The sequence below is a fragment of the Dactylosporangium sp. CA-139066 genome, assembly GCF_050936175.1.
Taxonomy (GTDB): domain Bacteria; phylum Actinomycetota; class Actinomycetes; order Mycobacteriales; family Micromonosporaceae; genus Dactylosporangium.
Genome location: NZ_JBNJNH010000001.1, coordinates 5,596,401 through 5,614,780, shown reverse-complemented (window position 1 = coordinate 5,614,780; position 18,380 = coordinate 5,596,401). Strand labels below are relative to the sequence as shown.

The following is an 18,380-nucleotide window of genomic DNA, read 5'->3' as shown; positions in this document are numbered from 1 at the left end:
CCGGAGCCGCCGCCGCAGCCGGTGTATTCGTGGCCGGAGCCGCCGCGGGAGGACCTGCGGGCGCAGCCGTGGACGGACTATGCGTGGGTGGACCGTGACGCGGGTCCGGTGGTGCGGCCGTATGCGATGACGGGTGGCCGGGTGGTGCCGGCGTCGGACAGGTTCGACGTGGTGGCGATGGTGGTGGCGAACCGGGCGGCGGTGGCCGAGGCCGGGTACGGGCTGCAGCCGGAGCATCGGGCGATGCTGGCCTGTGCGCGGGAGCCGTTGGCGGTGGCGGAGCTGGCGTCGCGTCTGGATCTTGCGCTGGGTGTGGTGCGGGTGCTGCTGGGTGACCTGCTGGGGCAGGGGCTGATCGAGCTGTTCGAGCCGCCGGCGGCGGGCGGGTTGCCGAGTGAGGGCGTGTTGAGGGCGGTGATCAATGGACTCCGGGCGCTCTGAGCGGGCTGTGCCGACGGCGGTCAAGATTCTGGTCGCGGGTGGGTTCGGTGCGGGTAAGACGACCCTTGTGGGGGCGGTGAGTGAGATCCGGCCGTTGCAGACGGAGGAGTCGCTGACGGAGGCCGGGATCGGCACCGATGATCTGACGGGGGTGGAGCGGAAGTCGACGACGACGGTGGCGATGGATTTCGGGCGGATCACGATCGGGTCGGAGGTTGTGCTGTACCTGTTCGGGACGCCGGGGCAGGACCGGTTCTGGTTTCTGTGGGACGAGCTGGCGCTGGGTGCGCTGGGTGCGGTGGTGCTGGCGGATACGCGGCGGCTGGCGGACTGCTTCCCGTCGATCGACTACTTCGAGCGGCGGGGTACGCCGTTCGTGGTGGCGGTGAACTGTTTCGACGATGCGGTGTCGTATTCGGAGGCGGAGGTGCGGGAGGCGCTGGATCTGGATGGGCATGTGCCGTTGATGTTGTGTGATGCGCGGGACCGGGAGTCGTCGAAGGCGGTGCTGATCGGTCTGGTGGGGCATGTGCTGACGTTGTCGGGTGCGCGTACCCCCTAGCCAGCGCTTGAAAAATATCCTGTGATCGCGTTAGTGTGCCGGAAAATCTTCGGCACACTTGGAGTGGTGCGGGAAATGAGTTCGCCGATCGGGTTGCATCGTGTCGTTGAACCCGCCGGGGTGCTGCCCCAGGCGGCGCTTCGCCTCGACCCGTCCCCGGCGATCGCCGCGGACGAGGTCCGCATCCGGGTGCAGCGGCTCAACCTCGACGCGGCCAGCTACCGGCAGCTCGCCGACGCCCACCACGGCGACGGTGAGCGGATCCGCGCCGCCGTCATGGGCATCATCGAAAGCCGCGGGAAGATGCACAACCCGGTCACCGGGTCCGGCGGGATGCTCATCGGCGTCGTCGAGGAGGCCGGCCCGGACTCGCCGCTCGGCCTGCGGGCCGGGGACCGGGTCGCGACCCTCGTCTCCCTCACCCTCACGCCCCTCGCCGTCACCGACGGGCTCAAGGACTGGGACGGCCTCGGTGAGCAGGTGCCGTGCGACGGGCACGCCATCCTGTTCGCCCGGTCCATCGCCGCCGTGCTGCCCGGCGACGTCGACCCGCAGCTCGCCCTCGCCGTCCTCGACGTGTGCGGCGCCCCGGCGCTCGTGGCCCGCTGCCTGCGGGAACGGCCGGCGGCCCGGGTCGCGGTCCTCGGCGCCGCCGGGAAGTCCGGCAGCCTCGCCCTCGCCGCGGCGAAGGGCACGGTGCGGGTCGGGGTCGTGCGCGACGACACCGAACGGGCCCGCCTGGCGGGGACCGGGCTGGCCGAGCACGTCGTCGTCGCCGACGCCCGCGACGCCGTCGGCCTCGCCGCCGCCCTCGACGCCGTAGGCGGGCCCGCGGACCTGACCGTGGTGTGTGTCGACGTGCCCGGCTGCGAGCACGCCGCGATTCTGGCCACCGCGCCCGGCGGGACCGTCGTGTTCTTCTCCATGGCCACGTCGTTCCCGGCCGCGGCGCTCGGCGCCGAAGGGCTCGCCGCGGACGTGACGATGCTCATCGGCAACGGGTACGTGCCCGGCCACGCCGAGTACGCCCTCGGGCTGCTGCGATCCGACAGTGCCGTCCGGCGGCTGCTGCAGGCGCGCCTGGAACCGCGATTGGCAGACTGGGCGACATGAGAACCCTGTACCGCGGTGGCCGCGTCCACACCCCGGCCGATCCCTCCGCGACCGCGCTGCTCGCCGACGGTGACCGCATCGCCTGGCTCGGCCCCGACGCCGACGCCCCGGCCGGCGCGGACCGGGTCGTCGACCTCGACGGTGCCCTCGTCACCCCGGCGTTCGTCGACGCGCACGTGCACACCACCGCGACCGGGCTCACCCGCACCGGCCTCGACCTCGCCGGCACCCGCAGCGGCGGCGAGGTCCTGGCCGCCGTCGCCGCCCACGCCGCGACGCTGCCCGCCGACGCCGTCGTCATCGGCCACGGCTGGGACGAGTCCGGGTGGGCCGACCAGGCCACCCCGAGCGCCGCGCAGCTGGACCGGGCCGGCGGCGGCCGGCCCGTGTACCTGTCCCGGACCTGCGTGCACGCCGCGCTCGTGTCCACGGCCCTGCTGACGGAGCCGGCGCGGGCCGCGGCCGGCTACGACGACGGCGGCTGGCTGCGCCGCGACGCCCACCACGTCGTGCGGGAGGCCGCGTACGCGTCGATCACCGCGGCGCAGATCGGCGACGCGCAGCGGGCGGCGCTGCGCCACGCCGCCGCGCTCGGCATCGCCTGCGTCCACGAGTGCGGCGGCCCCGGCACGTCCGGGGAGGCCGACTTCACCACGGCCCTGTCCCACGGCCCCGGATACCCGCTCGTCATCGGGTTGTGGGGTGAGGCCGGCGCCGCGGCGAAGGCGAAGGAGCTCGGCGCGCACGGCGCCGCCGGGGACCTGTATGCCGACGGGGCCCTCGGCGCCCGCACCGCGCACCTGCGTGACGGCTACCGCGACGAACCCGGCTCCTGCGGCCACGGCTACCTCACCGCCGAGCAGGTCACCGAGCATCTCGTCGGCTGCGCCCGGCACCGGGTGCAGGGCGGCTTCCACGCCATCGGCGACGAGGCGATCGGCACCGTCCTTGCCGGGTTCGCCGGCGCCGCCGCGGTCGTCGGGGTCGAGGCGATCCGGGCCGGGCGGCACCGCATCGAACACGCCGAGCTGCTGGACAAGGCGGCGATCGCCCGGTTCGTCGAGTACGGCATCGTCGCGTCGGTCCAGCCGGCGTTCGACCGGCTGTGGGGCGGCGAGCACGGCATGTATGCGCAGCGTCTCGGGGTGGCCAGGTCGCTGGCGGCGAACCCGTTCGGGTCCCTGGCGGGGGTCGGGGTGACGCTCGCGTTCGGGTCGGACAGCCCGGTCACGCCGCTGGACCCGTGGGGGAGCTGCCGGGCGGCGATGCGCCACCACAACCCGGTGCAGTCGATCGGCGCCAAGGCGGCGTTCGCGGCGCACACCCGCGGCGGCTGGCGGGCCGCCGGCGTCGACGACGAAGGGGTCCTCAACCCCGGCGGGACGGCGACGTTCGCGGTGTGGGACACCACCGCCGACCTCGGTGCCGTCCTGCACGGCGACACCAGCCCCGCGGCCCGGATGACGGTGCTGCGCGGCGACACCATCCACACCACCTGACACGAAAGGGGGCGGCGGTGAGCGGGAAACTCGGCCTGGATGCCAGGACCGTGGCCCGGGCCCGGCGGCTGGCCGCCGCGGCCGGGAAACCGGTCGTCGACCTGGCGAAGACGCACACCACCGTCGCCGTGGAACGGGCCACGCTGCGCCTGGCCGGCATCACCGGCGCCGACCCGGACGGGATCCCGTGGGTCAACCGGCTCGTCGACGCCGTCGCCGCCGACATCGGCCTCGGCTACGGCGTCGCCGTCCCCGTCTACGAGGCGCTGCTGCGCGACGGGCACGCCGACCTGACCCTGCTGGCGCAGAAGGCCGCCGCGGGCAGCGTCCATTTCGACGTACCACATCCGGGACGTGACGGGCGGGCCCGGCGGGCGGCGACGGCGGCGGTGCGGCGCGGCCTGGCCCGCATCGACCAGCGGCGGCGGGAACGGGACCGGCTCATCGCCCGGCACGGCGACCCGGCGCAGCGGCCGTGGATCTACCTGATCGTCGCCACCGGCGACATCTACGAGGACATCCCGCAGGCGCAGGCCGCGGCCCGGGCCGGCGCCGACGTCATCGCCGTCATCCGCTCCACCGGCCAGTCGCTGCTGGACTACGTCCCCGAGGGCGCGACCCGGGAAGGGTTCGCGGGCACGTACGCGACGCAGGAGAACTTCCGGCTCATGCGGGCCGCGCTCGACGTCACGTCGAAGGAGGTCGGCCGGTACGTGCGGCTGACGAACTACGCGTCGGGGCTGTGCATGCCGGAGATCGCCGCCCTCGCCGGGCTCGAGCGGCTCGACATGATGCTCAACGACTCCATGTACGGGATCCTGTTCCGCGACATCAACCCGATCCGCACGTTCGTCGACCAGCGGTTCTCCCGGCAGATCCACGCCCGCGCCGGGATCATCATCAACACCGGTGAGGACAACTACCTCACCACCGCCGACGCCGTCGACGCCGCGCACACCGTCACCGTGTCGCAGCTGCTCAACGAGTACTTCGCCACCGAAGCGGGGCTGCAGACGTGGCAGCTGGGGCTCGGGCACGCGTTCGAGATCAACCCGGACCGGCCGGAGTCGTTCCGGCTCGAGCTCGCCCACGCCCTGCTGGCCCGGGAACTGTTCCCCGGGGCGCCGCTGAAATGGATGCCGCCGACGCGGCACATGACCGGCGACGTGTTCCGCGGCAACCTCCTCGACGGGTTCTTCAACCTCGCCGGGGCCCTCACCGGCCAGGGGATCCTGCTGGTCGGGATGATGACGGAGGCGGTCGTCACGCCGTGGCTGTCGGACCGGGACATCGCCCTGCAGAACGTGCAGTACGTGCTGCGGGCGGCGGGGAACCTCCACGAGGACTTCACGCCCGGCTCGTTCATCAAAGACCGGGCGGCGACGGTACTGCGGGAAGCGGTCGAGCTGCTCGAGCGCATCGTCGACGACGGGCTCCTCGAGGCGATCGCCGACGGCACGTTCGGGATCATGCGCCGCCCCGCCGACCGGGGCCGGGGCCTGGACGGGGTCTGGAAACGCGAGGAGCGCTACCACAACCCGGCCGAGGTGCTGCTGGAACAGGGGGCGCGGGCATGAGCGAGGTGGTGCGGCCGTACGGGGACACGACCGGCGACGGCATGGTCCAGGTGTCGTTCACGCTGCCGCTGCCGGCCGGGAAACGGGCCGAGGGGGCGGCGGTGCAACTGGCCGGGAAGATGGGCGTCGACCCCGCCATGGTCGTGCACGCCCGCCCGATCGGCGACGCCCACACGTTCTTCGTCGTCTACGGCCGCGTCAACCACCTCGTCGAACCGGCGAAGGTCGTCGTCGCCGAACGCGACTACCCGCTGCTGTCACCGAAGGACGTCAACGCCGCCGTCCGCGGCCGGCTGCGGCGCAAGCTCGTCGTCGTCGGCGCCTGCATCGGCACCGACGCCCACACCGTCGGCATCGACGCGATCCTGAACGTCAAAGGCATCGCCGGGGAGAAAGGCCTCGAGTACTACCGGGAGCTGCGGGTCGTGAACCTCGGCGCGCAGGTCGCGGTCGCCGACCTCGTCGCCGCCGCCACCGAGGAGAAAGCCGACGCGGTCCTCGTCTCCCAGGTCGTCACGCAGCGCGACGCGCACCTGCACAACACCCGCGCCATGTCCGCGGCGTTCCGGGAGGCGTTCCCGCCGGCCCGCCGGCCGCTGCTCGTCGTCGGCGGGCCCCGCTTCGACGAGCTGATGGCCGGCGAGCTCGGCGTCGACCGGATCTTCGGCCGCGGCACCACCCCCCGCGAGGTCGCCTCGTACCTCGCCCACGCCATCGCCGGAGGCCACCGATGATCGGCACGACCGTCGTGCACCGCCGCTACGTGCCCTACGCCCACGCCCACTACGGCGGGAACCTCGTCGACGGCGCCTACGCCCTGGCCCTGTTCGGTGACGCCGCGACCGAGCTGTGCATCCGCACCGACGGCGACGAGGGCCTCTTCGCCGGGTACGCCACCGTCGCGTTCCACGCCCCCGTCCGCGCCGGCGACGTCGTCGAGGTCACCGCGGTGCTGACCGGGCGCGGGAACCGGTCCCGGACCGTAGGGTTCACCTGCCACGTCACGTGCCGCGCCGACCCGGGCCGGGGCGCGTCCGCGGCGTCGGTGCTGGACCCGCCGCTGCTGGCGGTGTCGGCGACCGGGACCGTCGTGGTGCCGTGACCCGCGTCGCCTGCGTCGACGTCGGCTCCACCGACACGAAACTCGCCGTCGTCGACGTCGACACCGGCGACCTGGTCAGCACCGCCACCCACCCCACGACCCTCGCCACGGACGTCCTCGACGGCGTCGACGCGCTGCTCGGCGGGTGCGGGCCGGTGCAGGAGGTGTACTGCTGCTCCTCCGCCGGTGGCGGGCTGCGCCTGGCCGTCATCGGCTACGAGCAGCTCGTCTCCGCCGACGCCGCCCACCGCGTCGCCCTGTCCGCGGGGGCGCGGGTCGTGCACGTCGCCGCCGGGCCGCTCAGCGTCGCGCAGCTGGCGCAGGTGCGGGCCGCCCGGCCCGACGTGGTCCTGCTCGCCGGCGGCACCGACGGCGGCGACAGCGGCACCATCGTGCACAACGCCCGGCGGCTCGCCGCGGCCCGGTGGCGGGTCCCGGTCGTCGTGGCCGGCAACAACGAGACGACCGCCGGGATCGTGGAGCTGCTGCAGTCGCGGCGGCTGCCGGTCGTCGCCGCCGGCAACGTGCTGCCCCGCATCGGCGTCACCGAACCCGGCCCGGCCCGCGCCGCGATCCGGGACCTGTTCATCCGGCACGTCATCGGCGGGAAACGGCTCTCCCGCGGGCCCCGGTTCGCGCGGCTCGTCACCGCCGCCACCCCCGACGCCGTCCTCACCGGCGTCGGGGTCCTCGCCCGGCGCCTCGACGGTGACCTGCTCGTCGTCGACGTCGGCGGGGCCACCACCGACGTGTACAGCGCGCTGCAGCCCCGCGAGCGCGCACCCGACGCCGTCGCCGGGGTGTCGTGGCAGGCGCGGACCGTCGAAGGTGACCTCGGGGTGCGCTGGAACGTGCCCGGCATCACCGCCGCCGCCGGCCGGGAACGCGTCGGGGTCGGCGACGGGCCGCTCGGGCTGGCCGCGGCGGCGGCGACGGTCGCGGTGCGGCGGCACACCAGAGCGGGACGCGACCTGCGGCACGTCGTGTCGGTCGTGGCGTCCGGCGGCGTGTTCCGCCATGCTGAACCGGCCGCGGCGACCGCCGCCCTCCACCGGGTCCTGGGTGACCACGCCGGGGGGTGGGCGCTGCCGCGCAACCCCCGCGCCGGCGTCGACACCGCCTACGTCCTCGCCGCGGCCGGGCTCCTCGCCGGTGAGCACCCGGCGGCGGCCGCTCACCTGTGTGCACGGCTCGGGTGAGACCGGCGGGTGAACTCCCGGCGGAGGCCGCATGGCCGTCACGCAACGTCACCACCGTTTCGGCACGGACGGTGGGCGGGCCGATACGTGCGGGTGAACACCGGCCGACACGCGGACGCGACACGCCGCCGTGGCGAATTACATGCCACGCACCGGTTGACATCGACGGGGCGCGAACGCGTACCTTCTTTGGCGTCCTACTTCGGGAAGGATGACCGCGGTTCGCTACTCCCCACTGCCGGCTGGCCGGACGCCCGACGTCAACCGACGGGGCGCCCCAAGCTCAGGCGGCGGGGGTCGGCGGGGGCCGTGGACCGGGCATCCACCGGTGGCAGGCCAGGGGGGATCACGCGACCAGTAGACAACGACACGCCACGGCCAGCCAGGCTGTTGCGTGCCGGAACGAAGGCCGCGCACGAACGTCACTGCCGCACCGGCCGGACACGGGCCTGGGAGCGCGGGGCGCGACTTCGGTCGCGCCCCCATTTCAGTTGTGGCCCCCGACCAGGTCATAATTGGCGCCGCAACGTGAGGAACCGTCGGATCACCCCCGGGATGGCGCAGTGACGTTGGTCGAGGAACAGCCCACCACCGCAACCCCCGACGACCAGCCACCCGCCGCACCGCCCGGGCCGCCGCTGCCGGCCTGGGCCGCCATCCTCGCCGCCGCCGTCGCCGGCGGCGCCATGCTCGTCGCGTTCCCGCCGTACGGGCTGTGGTGGGCCGCGCCCGCCGCCGTCGCGCTGCTGGCGATCGCCACCCACCGGCGGCGGATACGCGCCGGGTTCGGGCTCGGCGTCCTCGCCGGGGCGCTGTTCTTCACGCCGCTGCTGTCATGGACGAACCTGCACACCGGCATGGTGCCGTGGCTGCTGCTGTCCGCGATGGAAGCCGTCTACCTCGGGCTGCTCGGCGCCGCCACCGCGTTCGTGTCGCCGCTGCTGGACCGCGGCCGCGGCATCTGGTGGCCCGGCGCCGTCGCCGCCCTGTGGACGGCGCAGGAGGCGCTGCGGGACCGCACACCGTTCGGCGGGTTCCCGTGGGGCCGCATCGCGTTCAGCCAGGACACGTCGCCGCTGCTGCGCCTCGCCGCCGCCGGCGGCGCGCCCCTGCTCACGTTCGCCGTCACGCTCATCGGCGGCCTCGCCGGGTACGCCGTGCTGCGCGGCGCCGGCGCCGGCAACGACACCCGCCGCGTCATCGCCCCCCTCGCCGCCGTCGCCGCCGCCGTCGCCGTGTTCGGCGCCGCCCAGGCCGTGCCGCTGACGAAGCCGTCGGGGAAGGCCGTGTACGTCGCCGTCGTGCAGGGCAACGTCCCCCGCCTCGGCCTGGACTTCAACGAACAGCGCCGCGCCGTCCTCGACAACCACGTCAACGCCACCCTCGCCCTCGCCGACCGGGTCAACGCCGGCACCGCCCGCCGCCCCGACCTCGTCGTATGGCCGGAGAACTCCAGCGACATCGACCCGCTGCGCAACCTCGACGCCGGCATCCTCATCGACCGCGCCGCCGACGCCATCGGCGCCCCCATCCTCGTCGGCGCCGTGCTGTACAGCCCGGAAACCGGCGTCGAGAACGCCGGCCTGGTGTTCAACCCCGGACGCGACACCGGCGACGCCGTACCGCAATATGTGAAACGGCATCCGGTGCCGTTCGCCGAACGGATCCCGCTGCGCGGCATCGCCCGGATCGTGTCCAAGGAGGTCGACCGGGTCTCGGACATGACGGCCGGCACCCGCCCCGGCATCCTGCCCGTCGGGCCGGCCACCGTCGGCGACGTCATCTGCTTCGAGGTCGCCTACGACGGGCTCGTCCGCGACACCGTCACCGGCGGCGGGCAGCTCATCGCCGTGCAGACCAACAACGCCACCTTCGACGAGTCCGAAGCCCGCCAGCAGCTGGCGATGGTGCGGCTGCGGGCCGTCGAACACGGCCGTGACGCGCTCATGGCCTCCACCGTCGGGATCTCCGCGTTCGCCGACGCCACCGGCGCCACCAGCGGCGAAACCGGGTTCAACACCCCCGCCGTCATCCTCGCCGAGCTGCACCTGTCCAACCGACGTACGCTTGCGACAAGGCTCGGCGCCGTCCCCGAGTACGTGATCGTGGCGCTGGCGCTGGCGGCGATCGGCGCCGTCGCGTGGCAGCGGCGCCGCCGCGACCTGCAGGAGGATGCGTGAGCGAATACCCCGGGGTCGGGCGGGTCCTCGTCATCATCCCCACCTACAACGAGGCCGACAACGTCCGCGTCATCGTCGAACGGGTCCGCCGCGCCACCCCCGGCGTCGACGTGCTCATCGCCGACGACAACAGCCCCGACGGCACCGGTACGATCGCCGACGAACTCGCCGCCGCCGACCCGCACGTGCACGTGCTGCACCGGGCCGGGAAACAGGGCCTCGGCGCCGCCTACATCGCCGGGTTCGGCTGGGGCGGCGAACGCGGCTACGACGCCGTCGTGGAAATGGACGCCGACGGCTCCCACGCCCCCGAGGAACTGCCGCGGCTGCTCGACGCCCTCGCCGACGCCGACGTCGTGCTCGGCTCCCGCTACGTCACCGGCGGCACGACCGTCAACTGGCCCGCGCACCGGCAGGCGATCTCCCGCATCGGCAACATGTACGTGCGGCTCGCCCTCGGCATGCCGCTGCGCGACGCGACCGGCGGCTACCGGGCGTACCGCACCCCGGTCCTGGGCAAGATGGACCTCGACACGATCGCGTCGCACGGCTACTGCTTCCAGGTCGACCTCGCCTGGCGCGCCCACAGCGACGGGTTCCGCGTCGTCGAGGTGCCGATCACGTTCACCGAACGCGAACGCGGCCAGTCGAAAATGAGCTCCGGCATCGTCCGCGAGGCATTGTGGAAGGTGACGGTGTGGGGCACCTCGGCCCGGTGGACCGCGCTGAAACGCGCCGTCGCGGGCAACGGCCCGGCGCGCACCTGAGCCGTTTGCGCCGCCCGCGTACGCTGGATCTTTCGCACTTTCCGGTGATATCCGGGTTGGAGGGTTGACCCCATGGCACGGCTCGGCTGGGCGACCGTCGGCGCGTTCCTGCTCATCATCGCCGAGATCACCGTGTTCATCGTCGTCGCCCACGCGATCGGCTGGTCCTGGGCGATCCTCGCCGGCCTCGCCCTCATGGCCGTCGGCGGCCTGCTCATCAAGCGCGAAGGCGTCCGCGCCTGGCGCCGCTTCCGCGCCGCCGTCACCGAGGGCCGCCCCGCCGGCGGCGAGGTGTCCGACGGCCTCACCGGCCTGCTCGGCGCCCTGCTGCTCATCGTCCCCGGCTTCATCACCGGCGCCGCCGGGCTGCTGCTGCTCCTGCCGCCCGTGCGGGCCCTGACCGGCCGGCAGGTCCGCCGCGTCGCCGAACGGCGCATCTCCCCGGCCGCCGCCGGCGACCTGTTCGGCCCCCGCGTCGTGCGCGCCGAACGGCCCCCGGCCACACCCGCCGCGACCACCTCCGCCGACCTCGGCGAGGTCGTCGAGGGCGAGATCATCGACCCCCACCCCCGGCAGCGGTGAAGGCCTCCCCGGTCACCGTCGCCGCCCTCGCCGCCGACCTCGCCGCCCGCGCCGCGGCCGCCGCCGGCCCCCACCCGGCCCGCGTCGCCGTCGACGGCGCCCCGACCGCCGGGACCGCCGACCTCGCCGCCGCCGTCACCGACGCGGTCGCCGGCCTCGGCACACCCGTGCTGCACATCCCCGCCGGCGGGTTCCTGCGCGCCGCGTCGCTGCGCCTCGAACGGGGCCGGACCAACCCCGACGCCTACTACGAGGACTGGCTCGACCTGCGCGCCCTCACCCGCGAAGTGCTCGGCCCGGCCGGGCCCGGCGGCACCGGGCGGGTCCTGCCGTCACTGTGGGACCCCGCCACCGACCGGGCCACCCGCGCCGCCTACGTCACCCTGCCCGCCCACGCCGTCGTTGTGGTCTCCGGCACGTTCCTGCTCGGCGCCGGCCTCGACTTCGACGTTGCCGTACACCTGATGCAAAGCGACGCCGCCCTCACCCGGCGCCTGCCCCCCGACCTCGCCTGGACCCTGCCCGCGTACGCCCGCTACCGCGACGAGGTCATGCCCGAATACCAGGCCGACGTCGTCGTCCGCGCCGACGACCCCCGCCACCCAGCCCTCGTCACAAGCCTCTGAACAGCGGTTTCGGCTGTACGCGGACGGGGCGGGCAAACACCGGCGCGCGGGCTAGGGTCGGAGTGGTGAAGACGTTCTGGCTGGACCGCGACCACGACCGCTACCACGCGCTCGTCCTCGCCGCCCAGCACGCCTTCGCCGACGCCCTCGGCGACATCGCCCCCGTCGAGTTCGCCTGCACCGCCTGGACCCTCGCCACCCCGCCCGCCCTCGACCCCGGCTACGTCCGCTGGCACCGCCGCGTCCTGAGCGCCGCCTGCACCCGCAACCCCTTCGACGGCGGCCTCACCGCCCGCGTCGAGCTCGTCTCGTCCCTGCCCGCCGAGCTCACCTCGACCCGCGCCTGGTGGCGCGACCGCGGCTGGCGCGGCTGGCCCGAGCTGTTCGGCCAGTTCGTCCAGCCCACCGACCGCGACGTCAGCCGCAACCCGCACCTGCGGGCCACCCTCCTCGTCGAGGCGCCCCTGCCGCTGGACGGCCTGCCCGCCGCCCCGGAACCGACCGCGTCACCCGAGGACGTCGCCGCGTCCGCGGAACGGGCCGTCACCGTCCTCGTCCGCGACCTGTCCGACCTGGTCGGCCCGCTGCTGCAGCAGCTGGACACGTCCCGCGCCGTCACCTGACCCCCCTCCGCGCCGATTCCCACTTGCCCCGGGCCGGGCGAATTGGGAAGGTTCTGCCGTGGAGGTACGCCCGCTCAGCCCCGACGAGTGGCAGCTCAAACGCGAGCTGCGGCTCGCGGCCCTCAAAGACAGCCCGGACGCGTTCGCCAGCACGTATGCGCGCGAGTCGCATCGCAGCGAAACCGACTGGCGGACCTGGCCGCCCGGCGGCGCGTTCTTCACCGCCTTCTCCGACGCCACTGCGCCTGGCTTGGGTGACGCCTCCGCGCCCGGCTTCGGTTTCGGCTCTGCGCCCGGGCTCGGTGCCGGCTCTGCGCCCGGGCTCGGTGCCGGCTCTGCGCCCGGGCTCGGTGCCGGCTCTGCGTCTGGGTTCGCTCCGGCGTCCGGTGAGCCGCTGGGGATCGCCGGGACGTGGGTCGCGGCCGCCGAGCCGCGCACCACGCACCTGATCAGCATGTGGGTCGCCCCCGTCGCCCGCGGCCGCGGCGTCGCCGCACTGCTCATCGACGCCGTCGTCGGCTGGGCCCGCGACCACGGCCACGACACCGTCGAACTCGAGGTCGCCCGCGGCAACACGCCCGCGATGAGCGCCTATCTGCGCTGCGGCTTCATCGCCACCGACCGTGAGCCGTTCACCACCGGCGGCACGGTCCTGGTCCGCCCCGTCAAGTAGCCACAATCGGACATTTCGCCTATAACGAGCCACGCGCTCCGGCGGTACCCCCTGGCCGCATGTCCTGCAGCATCTGGCTGAAAGGACGAGGCTTTTTGCGACATTTATGGCCTTTCGCTACATAGTGTAATCGCGTCATCACGACATGATGGGGGAGTCAAGATGCGCAACACACAACGAATCCTGGCGCTGGGCGCCATGACCCTGACCGCCGGCGCGGTCTTCGGCATGACGGCCACGGCCGCCTCCGCCGCCGCCACCACCCAGGACGGCAAGACCACCGTCGCCCAGAACAACCCGAAGCCCGACCCGAAGGGCAGCCCCAAGGGCGACCCGAAGGGCAACGGCAAGGGCGACCCGAAGTGGCACGGCGGCAACGACGGCAAGTGGGACGGCCGCGGCGGCAAGAACCACGACCGCAGCTGGATCGCCGGCTACTACAAGAACAAGAAGAGCTGCGAGATCCACAACTGGTGGGGCGAGCACACCGGCCAGTACGACTGGGGCGTCTGCGTCCCGGCCTTCAACCCGAAGAAGGGCTGGCTGCTGGTCGCCCACGACAACGGCCACCGCGGCCACCGCTAGCCGAGTCGCCAGCCGCCACCTTCGGCCGCGGACCACTGGTCAACAGGCGCCACTAGTCGACTGGCGCGGCTAGCCGGCAGCACGACTGGCTGACGGGCGCGACCAGCTGACGCCGGAGCCGGCCGGCCGGGACGGCTCGACGCGGCGCCACAGCTCGAAGCCAGCGGAACCCACAGCGGGCGGCGTCCCAGACCGGGACGCCGCCCGTCTCCGTCCGCTCTCCGGGTTGCGCCCGAGCCCGCTCGTCGCCGTCCGCCGCTCGGTCCGTCGCTCGCCGCCGCCGTCCGTCCGTCGCTCGCCGCCGCCGTCCGTCCGTCGCTCGCCGCCGCCGCCGTCCGTCGCTCGCCGCCGCCGTCCGTCGCTCGCCGTCGCTCACCGTCGCCGCTCCGCGAGGTCGAACCCGCGCCGGTCGCCGCCTCGTTCACGCAGCGTCACCCAATCGGGTATCGCCACCGCTGCGGAACGTGGCGATCACGAGCAGGATCGGGGTATGCATGTTGCAGTGACGAATCGTGAGGACGGCATCGCCCTCGTGTCCGTGCGCGGCGCCATCGACCTCTCCACGGCCCCCCGGCTCCGCGACGCGATGCACGCCCTCTTCGACACCGGCCAAACCCGAATCCTGGTCGACTTATCCGGCGTCGACTTCTGCGACTCCATCGGGTTAGGCACCTTCGCGTACGGCCACAACCACTGCGTCGCCGCCGGCGGCTTCCTCCGCCTGGTCGGCCCCGCCCCGTTCCTGGCCACCCTGCTGCGCACCGTCGGCCTCGCCGGCCCCGTCCCGGTCCACGACACCATCGAAGACGCCCTGCGCGTCGATCCTTCCACGGTGTGACCGGCCGCGTACGTACCGTCGACTCGAACGCTGATCGAGACCCACGTCGGCATCGACCACGCCCCGCCCATGGGGCACTCCGCATCGTGACCGGCAGTGGCCCCGGGGGATCGCACCGGCTTCCGCGTCCGCTGCTCGGCGATCTCGCGGGCGGCGCCCACGCCGGCCCGCCAAGTCCGCGGCGGCGACTGATCCGGCCCGCCAGGTCAACGGCGGCGCCGGCGCCGGCCGGTAGATCCACGGCGGCGACGGAGCCGGGGCATGTCGAGAATGCCGGGCCGGCTCCGTCCCGGAGGCAGCAACACCGCCACGGGCCACGATCGACCACGGCAACACGGAGGAACAGCCATGCAACCGGACGAAATCACCGAGATTCTGAACCGGCCGCTCAGCCGGGAACTACTGGCCCGCGATCTCACGCGGCTGGCCTACGTCGCCAAGGACGGCACACCCCGTACCATCCCGATCGCGTTCACCTGGAACGGCGCGCAGATCGTCATGTGCACGTCGAAGAATGCCCCGAAACTCCACGCCCTGCGCGTGAACCCGATGGTCGCCCTCACCATCGACACCGAGGTACACCCGCCCAAGATCCTGCTTATGCGCGGCCGCGCGGAACTGGATGTCGTCGACGGCATCCCGGAGGAGTTCCTCACGATGAACGGCACCTACCAGATGACGGCCGAGCAGCGGGTCGGGTGGGAGGCGGAGGTGCGTTCGCTGTACGACGGAATGGTCCGCATCGTGGTGACCCCGACATGGGCGAAACTGATCGACTTCGAGACGACGCTGCCGAGTGCGGTCGAGGAGCTGATCCAGCAGCGCGCCGAGCGTCAGCGCGCCTGAACGCCCCGCGGACCTCTCGAAAATCGGCCGGGAAAATTCGCGGCGAGCTGTCGAGATCCCCTTCGCGGCTGCGTCCCAGGGGTGAAGACGGCCAGAATGGGCCGCACCGCATCAAGGAGAAACACGATGGCCAAATACCTGCTGCTCAAGCACTACCGTGGCGCGCCGGCGGCGGTCAACGACGTACCGATGGAACAGTGGACGCCGGAGGAACTGACCGCCCACGTGCAGTACATGCAGGATTTCGCCGCGCGGCTCGAGGCCACCGGCGAGTTCGTCGAACATCAGGCGCTGTTGCCGGAGGGCGCGTTCGTCCGCTCCGACGGCCAGGGCCGGCCACCGGTCACCGACGGCCCGTTCGCGGAGACGAAGGACCTGATCGCCGGGTGGACGGTGATCGACGTCGACAGCTATGCGCGGGCGCTGGAGCTGGCGGGCGAGTTGTCCGCGGCGCCGGGCGCGGGCGGCAGGCCGATCCACGAGTGGCTCGAGGTGCGCCCGTTCATGACCGCGCCCCCGACCATCACCGAATGACCGCGATGGACGAGGCCCTGCTGCGGACCCTCACCCCCACGGTGATCGCCGTCCTCGTACGCCGCGGAGCAGACTTCGCGGCGGCCGAGGACGCCGTGCAGGAAGCCCTGATCGAAGCGGTACGGGTGTGGCCGCAGGACCCGCCGCGCGACCCCCAGGGCTGGCTGATCACCGTGGCGTGGCGCAAGTTCCTCGACGCCGCCCGCGCCGAAGCCTCCCGGCGGCAGCGTGAGGAGAACGTCCGCGCCGATCCCGCACCCGGGCCGGCCGCGTCGGTCGACGACACCCTGCAGCTGTACTTCCTGTGCGCGCACCCGTCCCTGACCCCGGCCTCGGCGGTCGCGCTCACCTTGCGCGCGGTCGGCGGCCTGACCACCCGCCAGATCGCGCAGGCCTATCTGGTACCCGAGGCGACGATGGCGCAGCGGATCAGCCGGGCCAAGCGGACCGTGTCAGGCATCCGGTTCAACCAGCCCGGTGACCTGGCCACGGTGCTGCGCGTGCTCTACCTGGTCTTCAACGAGGGGTACTCCGGCGAGGTCGACCTCGCCGCCGAGGCGATCCGGCTCACGCGCCAGCTGGCCGTCATGACCAAGCACGAGGAGGCGGCGGGCCTGCTGGCGCTGATGCTGCTGCACCACGCCCGCCGCCCGGCGCGTACCCGCCCCGACGGCAGCCTGGTGCCCCTCGCCGAGCAGGACCGCGGCCGGTGGGACACCCGCCTGATCGCCGAGGGCGTCGACGTACTGCAGGCGGCCCTCGCCCGCGACCGGCTGGGAGAGTTCCAGGCACAGGCCGCCATCGCCGCGCTGCACGCGGATTCCCGCACCGCCGAGGAGACCGACTGGGTCCAGATCGTCGAGTGGTACGACGAACTCGTACGCCTCACCGACAGCCCCGTGGCCCGGCTCAACCGGGCCGTCGCGGTCGGTGAGGCAGACGGCCCGCGGGCCGGTCTGGCGGCCCTGGCCGAACTCGATCCCGCACTGCCCCGCCATACCGCCGCCGCGGCATACCTGCACGAACGCGCCGGCGACCCGGTGACCGCCGCCCGGCTGTACGCCGACGCCGCCCGGACGGCGTCCAACCTCGCCGAACGCGACCATCTCACCCGTCAGGCCGCACGGCTCAACACACGGCTACGCGGGGTGAACGACCGCCCCAGCTTGCGGACCAGGCAGGGGTGACGGTTTGCAGCGGCCGGTTTCGTGCACGCCGCCGGCGTGTCCGGCCGCGGCTGGGCGGGTGAGCGACCGCGCGCGGGTCACGCGGGGTGACGGTCCGCAGCGGCGCCGGTTTCGTGCACGCCGCCGGCGTGTCCGGCCGCGGCTGGGCGGGTGAACGACCGCGCGCGGGTCACGCGGGGTGACGGTCCGCAGCGGCCCGGGTTCGTGCACGCCGCCGGCGAGTCCGGCCGCGTGTCGCCCGGTCGTGCCTGCCCAGGCTCGCGCGCAGCGCGGAAGCGGGCCGACGGCGCGCTACCTGCGATCGATGTCGTCGGCATAGGTCCCGGCGATGCGCTTGCGGCACAGTTTCATCGCACCCGATGTTCCGGGCTGCCGCAGCGGGGCATCGTCAGCGCCAGTGAGCCGGGCGGGTAAGCCGCGACGGCAGCTTCGTCGTCGCGTCGCCCGCGGCGGCGTCGAGCTGGGACTGAATCAGGAACAACGTCGTGCTCAGATCGGCACCGGCCAGGTTCGCGCCGCGCAGGTCCGCGCCGATGACGTCCGCGCCCCGCAGATCCGCGGACCGCAGATCGGCGCCGATCAGCAGCGCCCCACGCAGGTCGGCGCCGCGCAGATCGGCGCGGCGCAGCTTCGCACCGATGAGCTGCCGCCCGGGTGATGTTCCACGGGTGATACGAACCGCCGCACTGACTTCGCGCAGTAACGGCGCAATCCGCCCACGGTGACGTTCCGCCGCCACCGGCGTGAGCTCGTCGCCAGCATCGCGCAGTGCCCGCGTCGTCGACAGCGCGTCATCCAGCGCCTCATGGAAGGGCGTGGACTGGGGCAGGTCGCGGGCTTCGGTGAGGTACCACATCAGTTCATGCAGGATGCGGACCGCGGCGAACACCTCGAACATCCGCGGCGCGGACGCCGGATCGCGACGCCAGTCGCGGCCCGCGTAGACGGCCTGCGCGACATGCTGCCCGGCGCCGAAACAGTCATAGACGGTGCAGCCGGCGAACCCGCGCTGCCGCAGCCGGGTGTGGATGCCGCAGCCGAACGACTCGTCGAGGTTCGGGCAGGCGTGCCCGGCCGGCTTGTCGATCGCGAAGTCCGACGACCGCGCGAACGCGGGAGCCACGCAGCACAGCCCGAAACACTGTGAGCAGTCGGCACGTAGCTCCGGGTTCATGCTGCCTCCGTTCAGTGTGGCGGGCCCTGGGTCGATTCCGGCCGTAGCGGATCAACGACACCGCGTCGACGACAGCCTCGAACGTAGCCGTCGCCCGGGCGAGCTCGCGGCCCAGGGCCTCACCGGGCGCGGCAAAGACGGCCACGCTCGCGGCGCAAGCCGCGTTCGCCGCCGCCGCGGTTCAGGCGGCCCGGCTCGCCGCGCCTCAGCGGCCGGACTTGGGCAACCCGGTTTGGCGGCCCGGCTCATGCACCTCGGCTCGAGTGACTTGC

The 18,380-nt window shown here is 73.4% G+C and carries 20 protein-coding genes; 19 read left to right on the top strand and 1 reads right to left on the bottom strand.

Going from position 1 to position 18,380, the window contains the following annotated elements; translation table 11 throughout:
• Window positions 1-54 precede the first annotated feature (54 nt).
• The 19 genes from ACQEVU_RS25705 (at window position 55) to ACQEVU_RS25615 (ending at window position 16,934) form a co-directional block, all read left to right on the top strand.
• Window positions 55-441 (top strand): DUF742 domain-containing protein, encoded by a 387-nt coding sequence (locus tag ACQEVU_RS25705; protein ID WP_433335074.1) that lies wholly within the window; start codon window positions 55-57, stop codon window positions 439-441.
• Window positions 422-1,003 carry a GTP-binding protein gene (locus ACQEVU_RS25700; RefSeq protein WP_433327740.1) on the top strand — a complete coding sequence of 194 codons (582 nt, stop codon included), beginning with the start codon at window positions 422-424 and terminating at the stop codon, window positions 1,001-1,003. Before ACQEVU_RS25705 ends, ACQEVU_RS25700 begins: the two co-directional genes overlap by 20 nt.
• Window positions 1,004-1,078: 75 nt before the next feature.
• Window positions 1,079-2,116, top strand: a complete 1,038-nt coding sequence (locus ACQEVU_RS25695) for an L-erythro-3,5-diaminohexanoate dehydrogenase (protein ID WP_433327738.1) — start codon at window positions 1,079-1,081, stop codon at window positions 2,114-2,116.
• Entirely contained in the window at window positions 2,113-3,615 is a 1,503-nt protein-coding gene (locus tag ACQEVU_RS25690) for an amidohydrolase (RefSeq protein WP_433327736.1), read from the top strand. Before ACQEVU_RS25695 ends, ACQEVU_RS25690 begins: the two co-directional genes overlap by 4 nt.
• A gap of 17 nt (window positions 3,616-3,632) precedes the next feature.
• Window positions 3,633-5,192 (top strand): lysine 5,6-aminomutase subunit alpha TIM-barrel domain-containing protein, encoded by a 1,560-nt coding sequence (locus ACQEVU_RS25685; protein WP_433327734.1) that lies wholly within the window; start codon window positions 3,633-3,635, stop codon window positions 5,190-5,192.
• Window positions 5,189-5,926 carry an OAM dimerization domain-containing protein gene (locus tag ACQEVU_RS25680; protein WP_433327732.1) on the top strand — a complete coding sequence of 246 codons (738 nt, stop codon included), beginning with the start codon at window positions 5,189-5,191 and terminating at the stop codon, window positions 5,924-5,926. The genes ACQEVU_RS25685 and ACQEVU_RS25680 overlap by 4 nt, the downstream gene beginning before the upstream one ends.
• The gene (locus ACQEVU_RS25675; RefSeq protein ID WP_433327730.1) at window positions 5,923-6,294 is read left to right on the top strand and encodes a hotdog domain-containing protein; all 372 of its coding nucleotides are present in this window, start codon (window positions 5,923-5,925) and stop codon (window positions 6,292-6,294) included. Before ACQEVU_RS25680 ends, ACQEVU_RS25675 begins: the two co-directional genes overlap by 4 nt.
• Window positions 6,291-7,493, top strand: a complete 1,203-nt coding sequence (locus ACQEVU_RS25670) for a glutamate mutase L (protein WP_433327728.1) — start codon at window positions 6,291-6,293, stop codon at window positions 7,491-7,493. The genes ACQEVU_RS25675 and ACQEVU_RS25670 overlap by 4 nt, the downstream gene beginning before the upstream one ends.
• A gap of 638 nt (window positions 7,494-8,131) precedes the next feature.
• Window positions 8,132-9,673, top strand: a complete 1,542-nt coding sequence (lnt, locus tag ACQEVU_RS25665) for an apolipoprotein N-acyltransferase (protein WP_433335072.1) — start codon at window positions 8,132-8,134, stop codon at window positions 9,671-9,673.
• Window positions 9,670-10,440 (top strand): polyprenol monophosphomannose synthase, encoded by a 771-nt coding sequence (locus tag ACQEVU_RS25660; protein ID WP_433327726.1) that lies wholly within the window; start codon window positions 9,670-9,672, stop codon window positions 10,438-10,440. The genes lnt and ACQEVU_RS25660 overlap by 4 nt, the downstream gene beginning before the upstream one ends.
• A gap of 72 nt (window positions 10,441-10,512) precedes the next feature.
• Window positions 10,513-11,022 (top strand): FxsA family protein, encoded by a 510-nt coding sequence (locus tag ACQEVU_RS25655; protein ID WP_433327724.1) that lies wholly within the window; start codon window positions 10,513-10,515, stop codon window positions 11,020-11,022.
• The gene (locus ACQEVU_RS25650; RefSeq protein ID WP_433327722.1) at window positions 11,019-11,648 is read left to right on the top strand and encodes a uridine kinase; all 630 of its coding nucleotides are present in this window, start codon (window positions 11,019-11,021) and stop codon (window positions 11,646-11,648) included. Before ACQEVU_RS25655 ends, ACQEVU_RS25650 begins: the two co-directional genes overlap by 4 nt.
• 65 nt (window positions 11,649-11,713) lie before the next feature.
• The gene (locus tag ACQEVU_RS25645) at window positions 11,714-12,271 is read left to right on the top strand and encodes a hypothetical protein (RefSeq protein ID WP_433327720.1); all 558 of its coding nucleotides are present in this window, start codon (window positions 11,714-11,716) and stop codon (window positions 12,269-12,271) included.
• A gap of 58 nt (window positions 12,272-12,329) precedes the next feature.
• Complete coding sequence (locus tag ACQEVU_RS25640; protein ID WP_433327718.1) at window positions 12,330-12,944, top strand: GNAT family N-acetyltransferase; 615 nt, start codon at window positions 12,330-12,332, stop codon at window positions 12,942-12,944.
• 162 nt (window positions 12,945-13,106) lie between these two features.
• Window positions 13,107-13,529 (top strand): hypothetical protein, encoded by a 423-nt coding sequence (locus tag ACQEVU_RS25635; RefSeq protein WP_433327716.1) that lies wholly within the window; start codon window positions 13,107-13,109, stop codon window positions 13,527-13,529.
• 502 nt (window positions 13,530-14,031) lie between these two features.
• Window positions 14,032-14,367: an STAS domain-containing protein gene (locus tag ACQEVU_RS25630; RefSeq protein WP_433327714.1), complete on the top strand. Its 336-nt coding sequence runs from the start codon at window positions 14,032-14,034 to the stop codon at window positions 14,365-14,367.
• 261 nt (window positions 14,368-14,628) lie between these two features.
• Window positions 14,629-15,213: a pyridoxamine 5'-phosphate oxidase family protein gene (locus ACQEVU_RS25625; protein WP_433327712.1), complete on the top strand. Its 585-nt coding sequence runs from the start codon at window positions 14,629-14,631 to the stop codon at window positions 15,211-15,213.
• A 126-nt stretch (window positions 15,214-15,339) separates the two neighbouring features.
• On the top strand, window positions 15,340-15,747 hold the full coding sequence (locus ACQEVU_RS25620) for a YciI family protein (protein WP_433335070.1): 408 nt from the start codon (window positions 15,340-15,342) through the stop codon (window positions 15,745-15,747).
• Window positions 15,748-15,752: 5 nt separating this feature from the next.
• Window positions 15,753-16,934, top strand: coding sequence for an RNA polymerase sigma factor (locus ACQEVU_RS25615; protein WP_433335068.1), 1,182 nt, complete (start codon window positions 15,753-15,755; stop codon window positions 16,932-16,934).
• 388 nt (window positions 16,935-17,322) lie between these two features.
• Here the strand turns inward: ACQEVU_RS25615 and ACQEVU_RS25610 are convergent, their stop codons facing one another.
• Window positions 17,323-18,108 carry a pentapeptide repeat-containing protein gene (locus ACQEVU_RS25610; protein ID WP_433327710.1) on the bottom strand — a complete coding sequence of 262 codons (786 nt, stop codon included), beginning with the start codon at window positions 18,106-18,108 and terminating at the stop codon, window positions 17,323-17,325.
• Window positions 18,109-18,380: the final 272 nt, after the last annotated feature.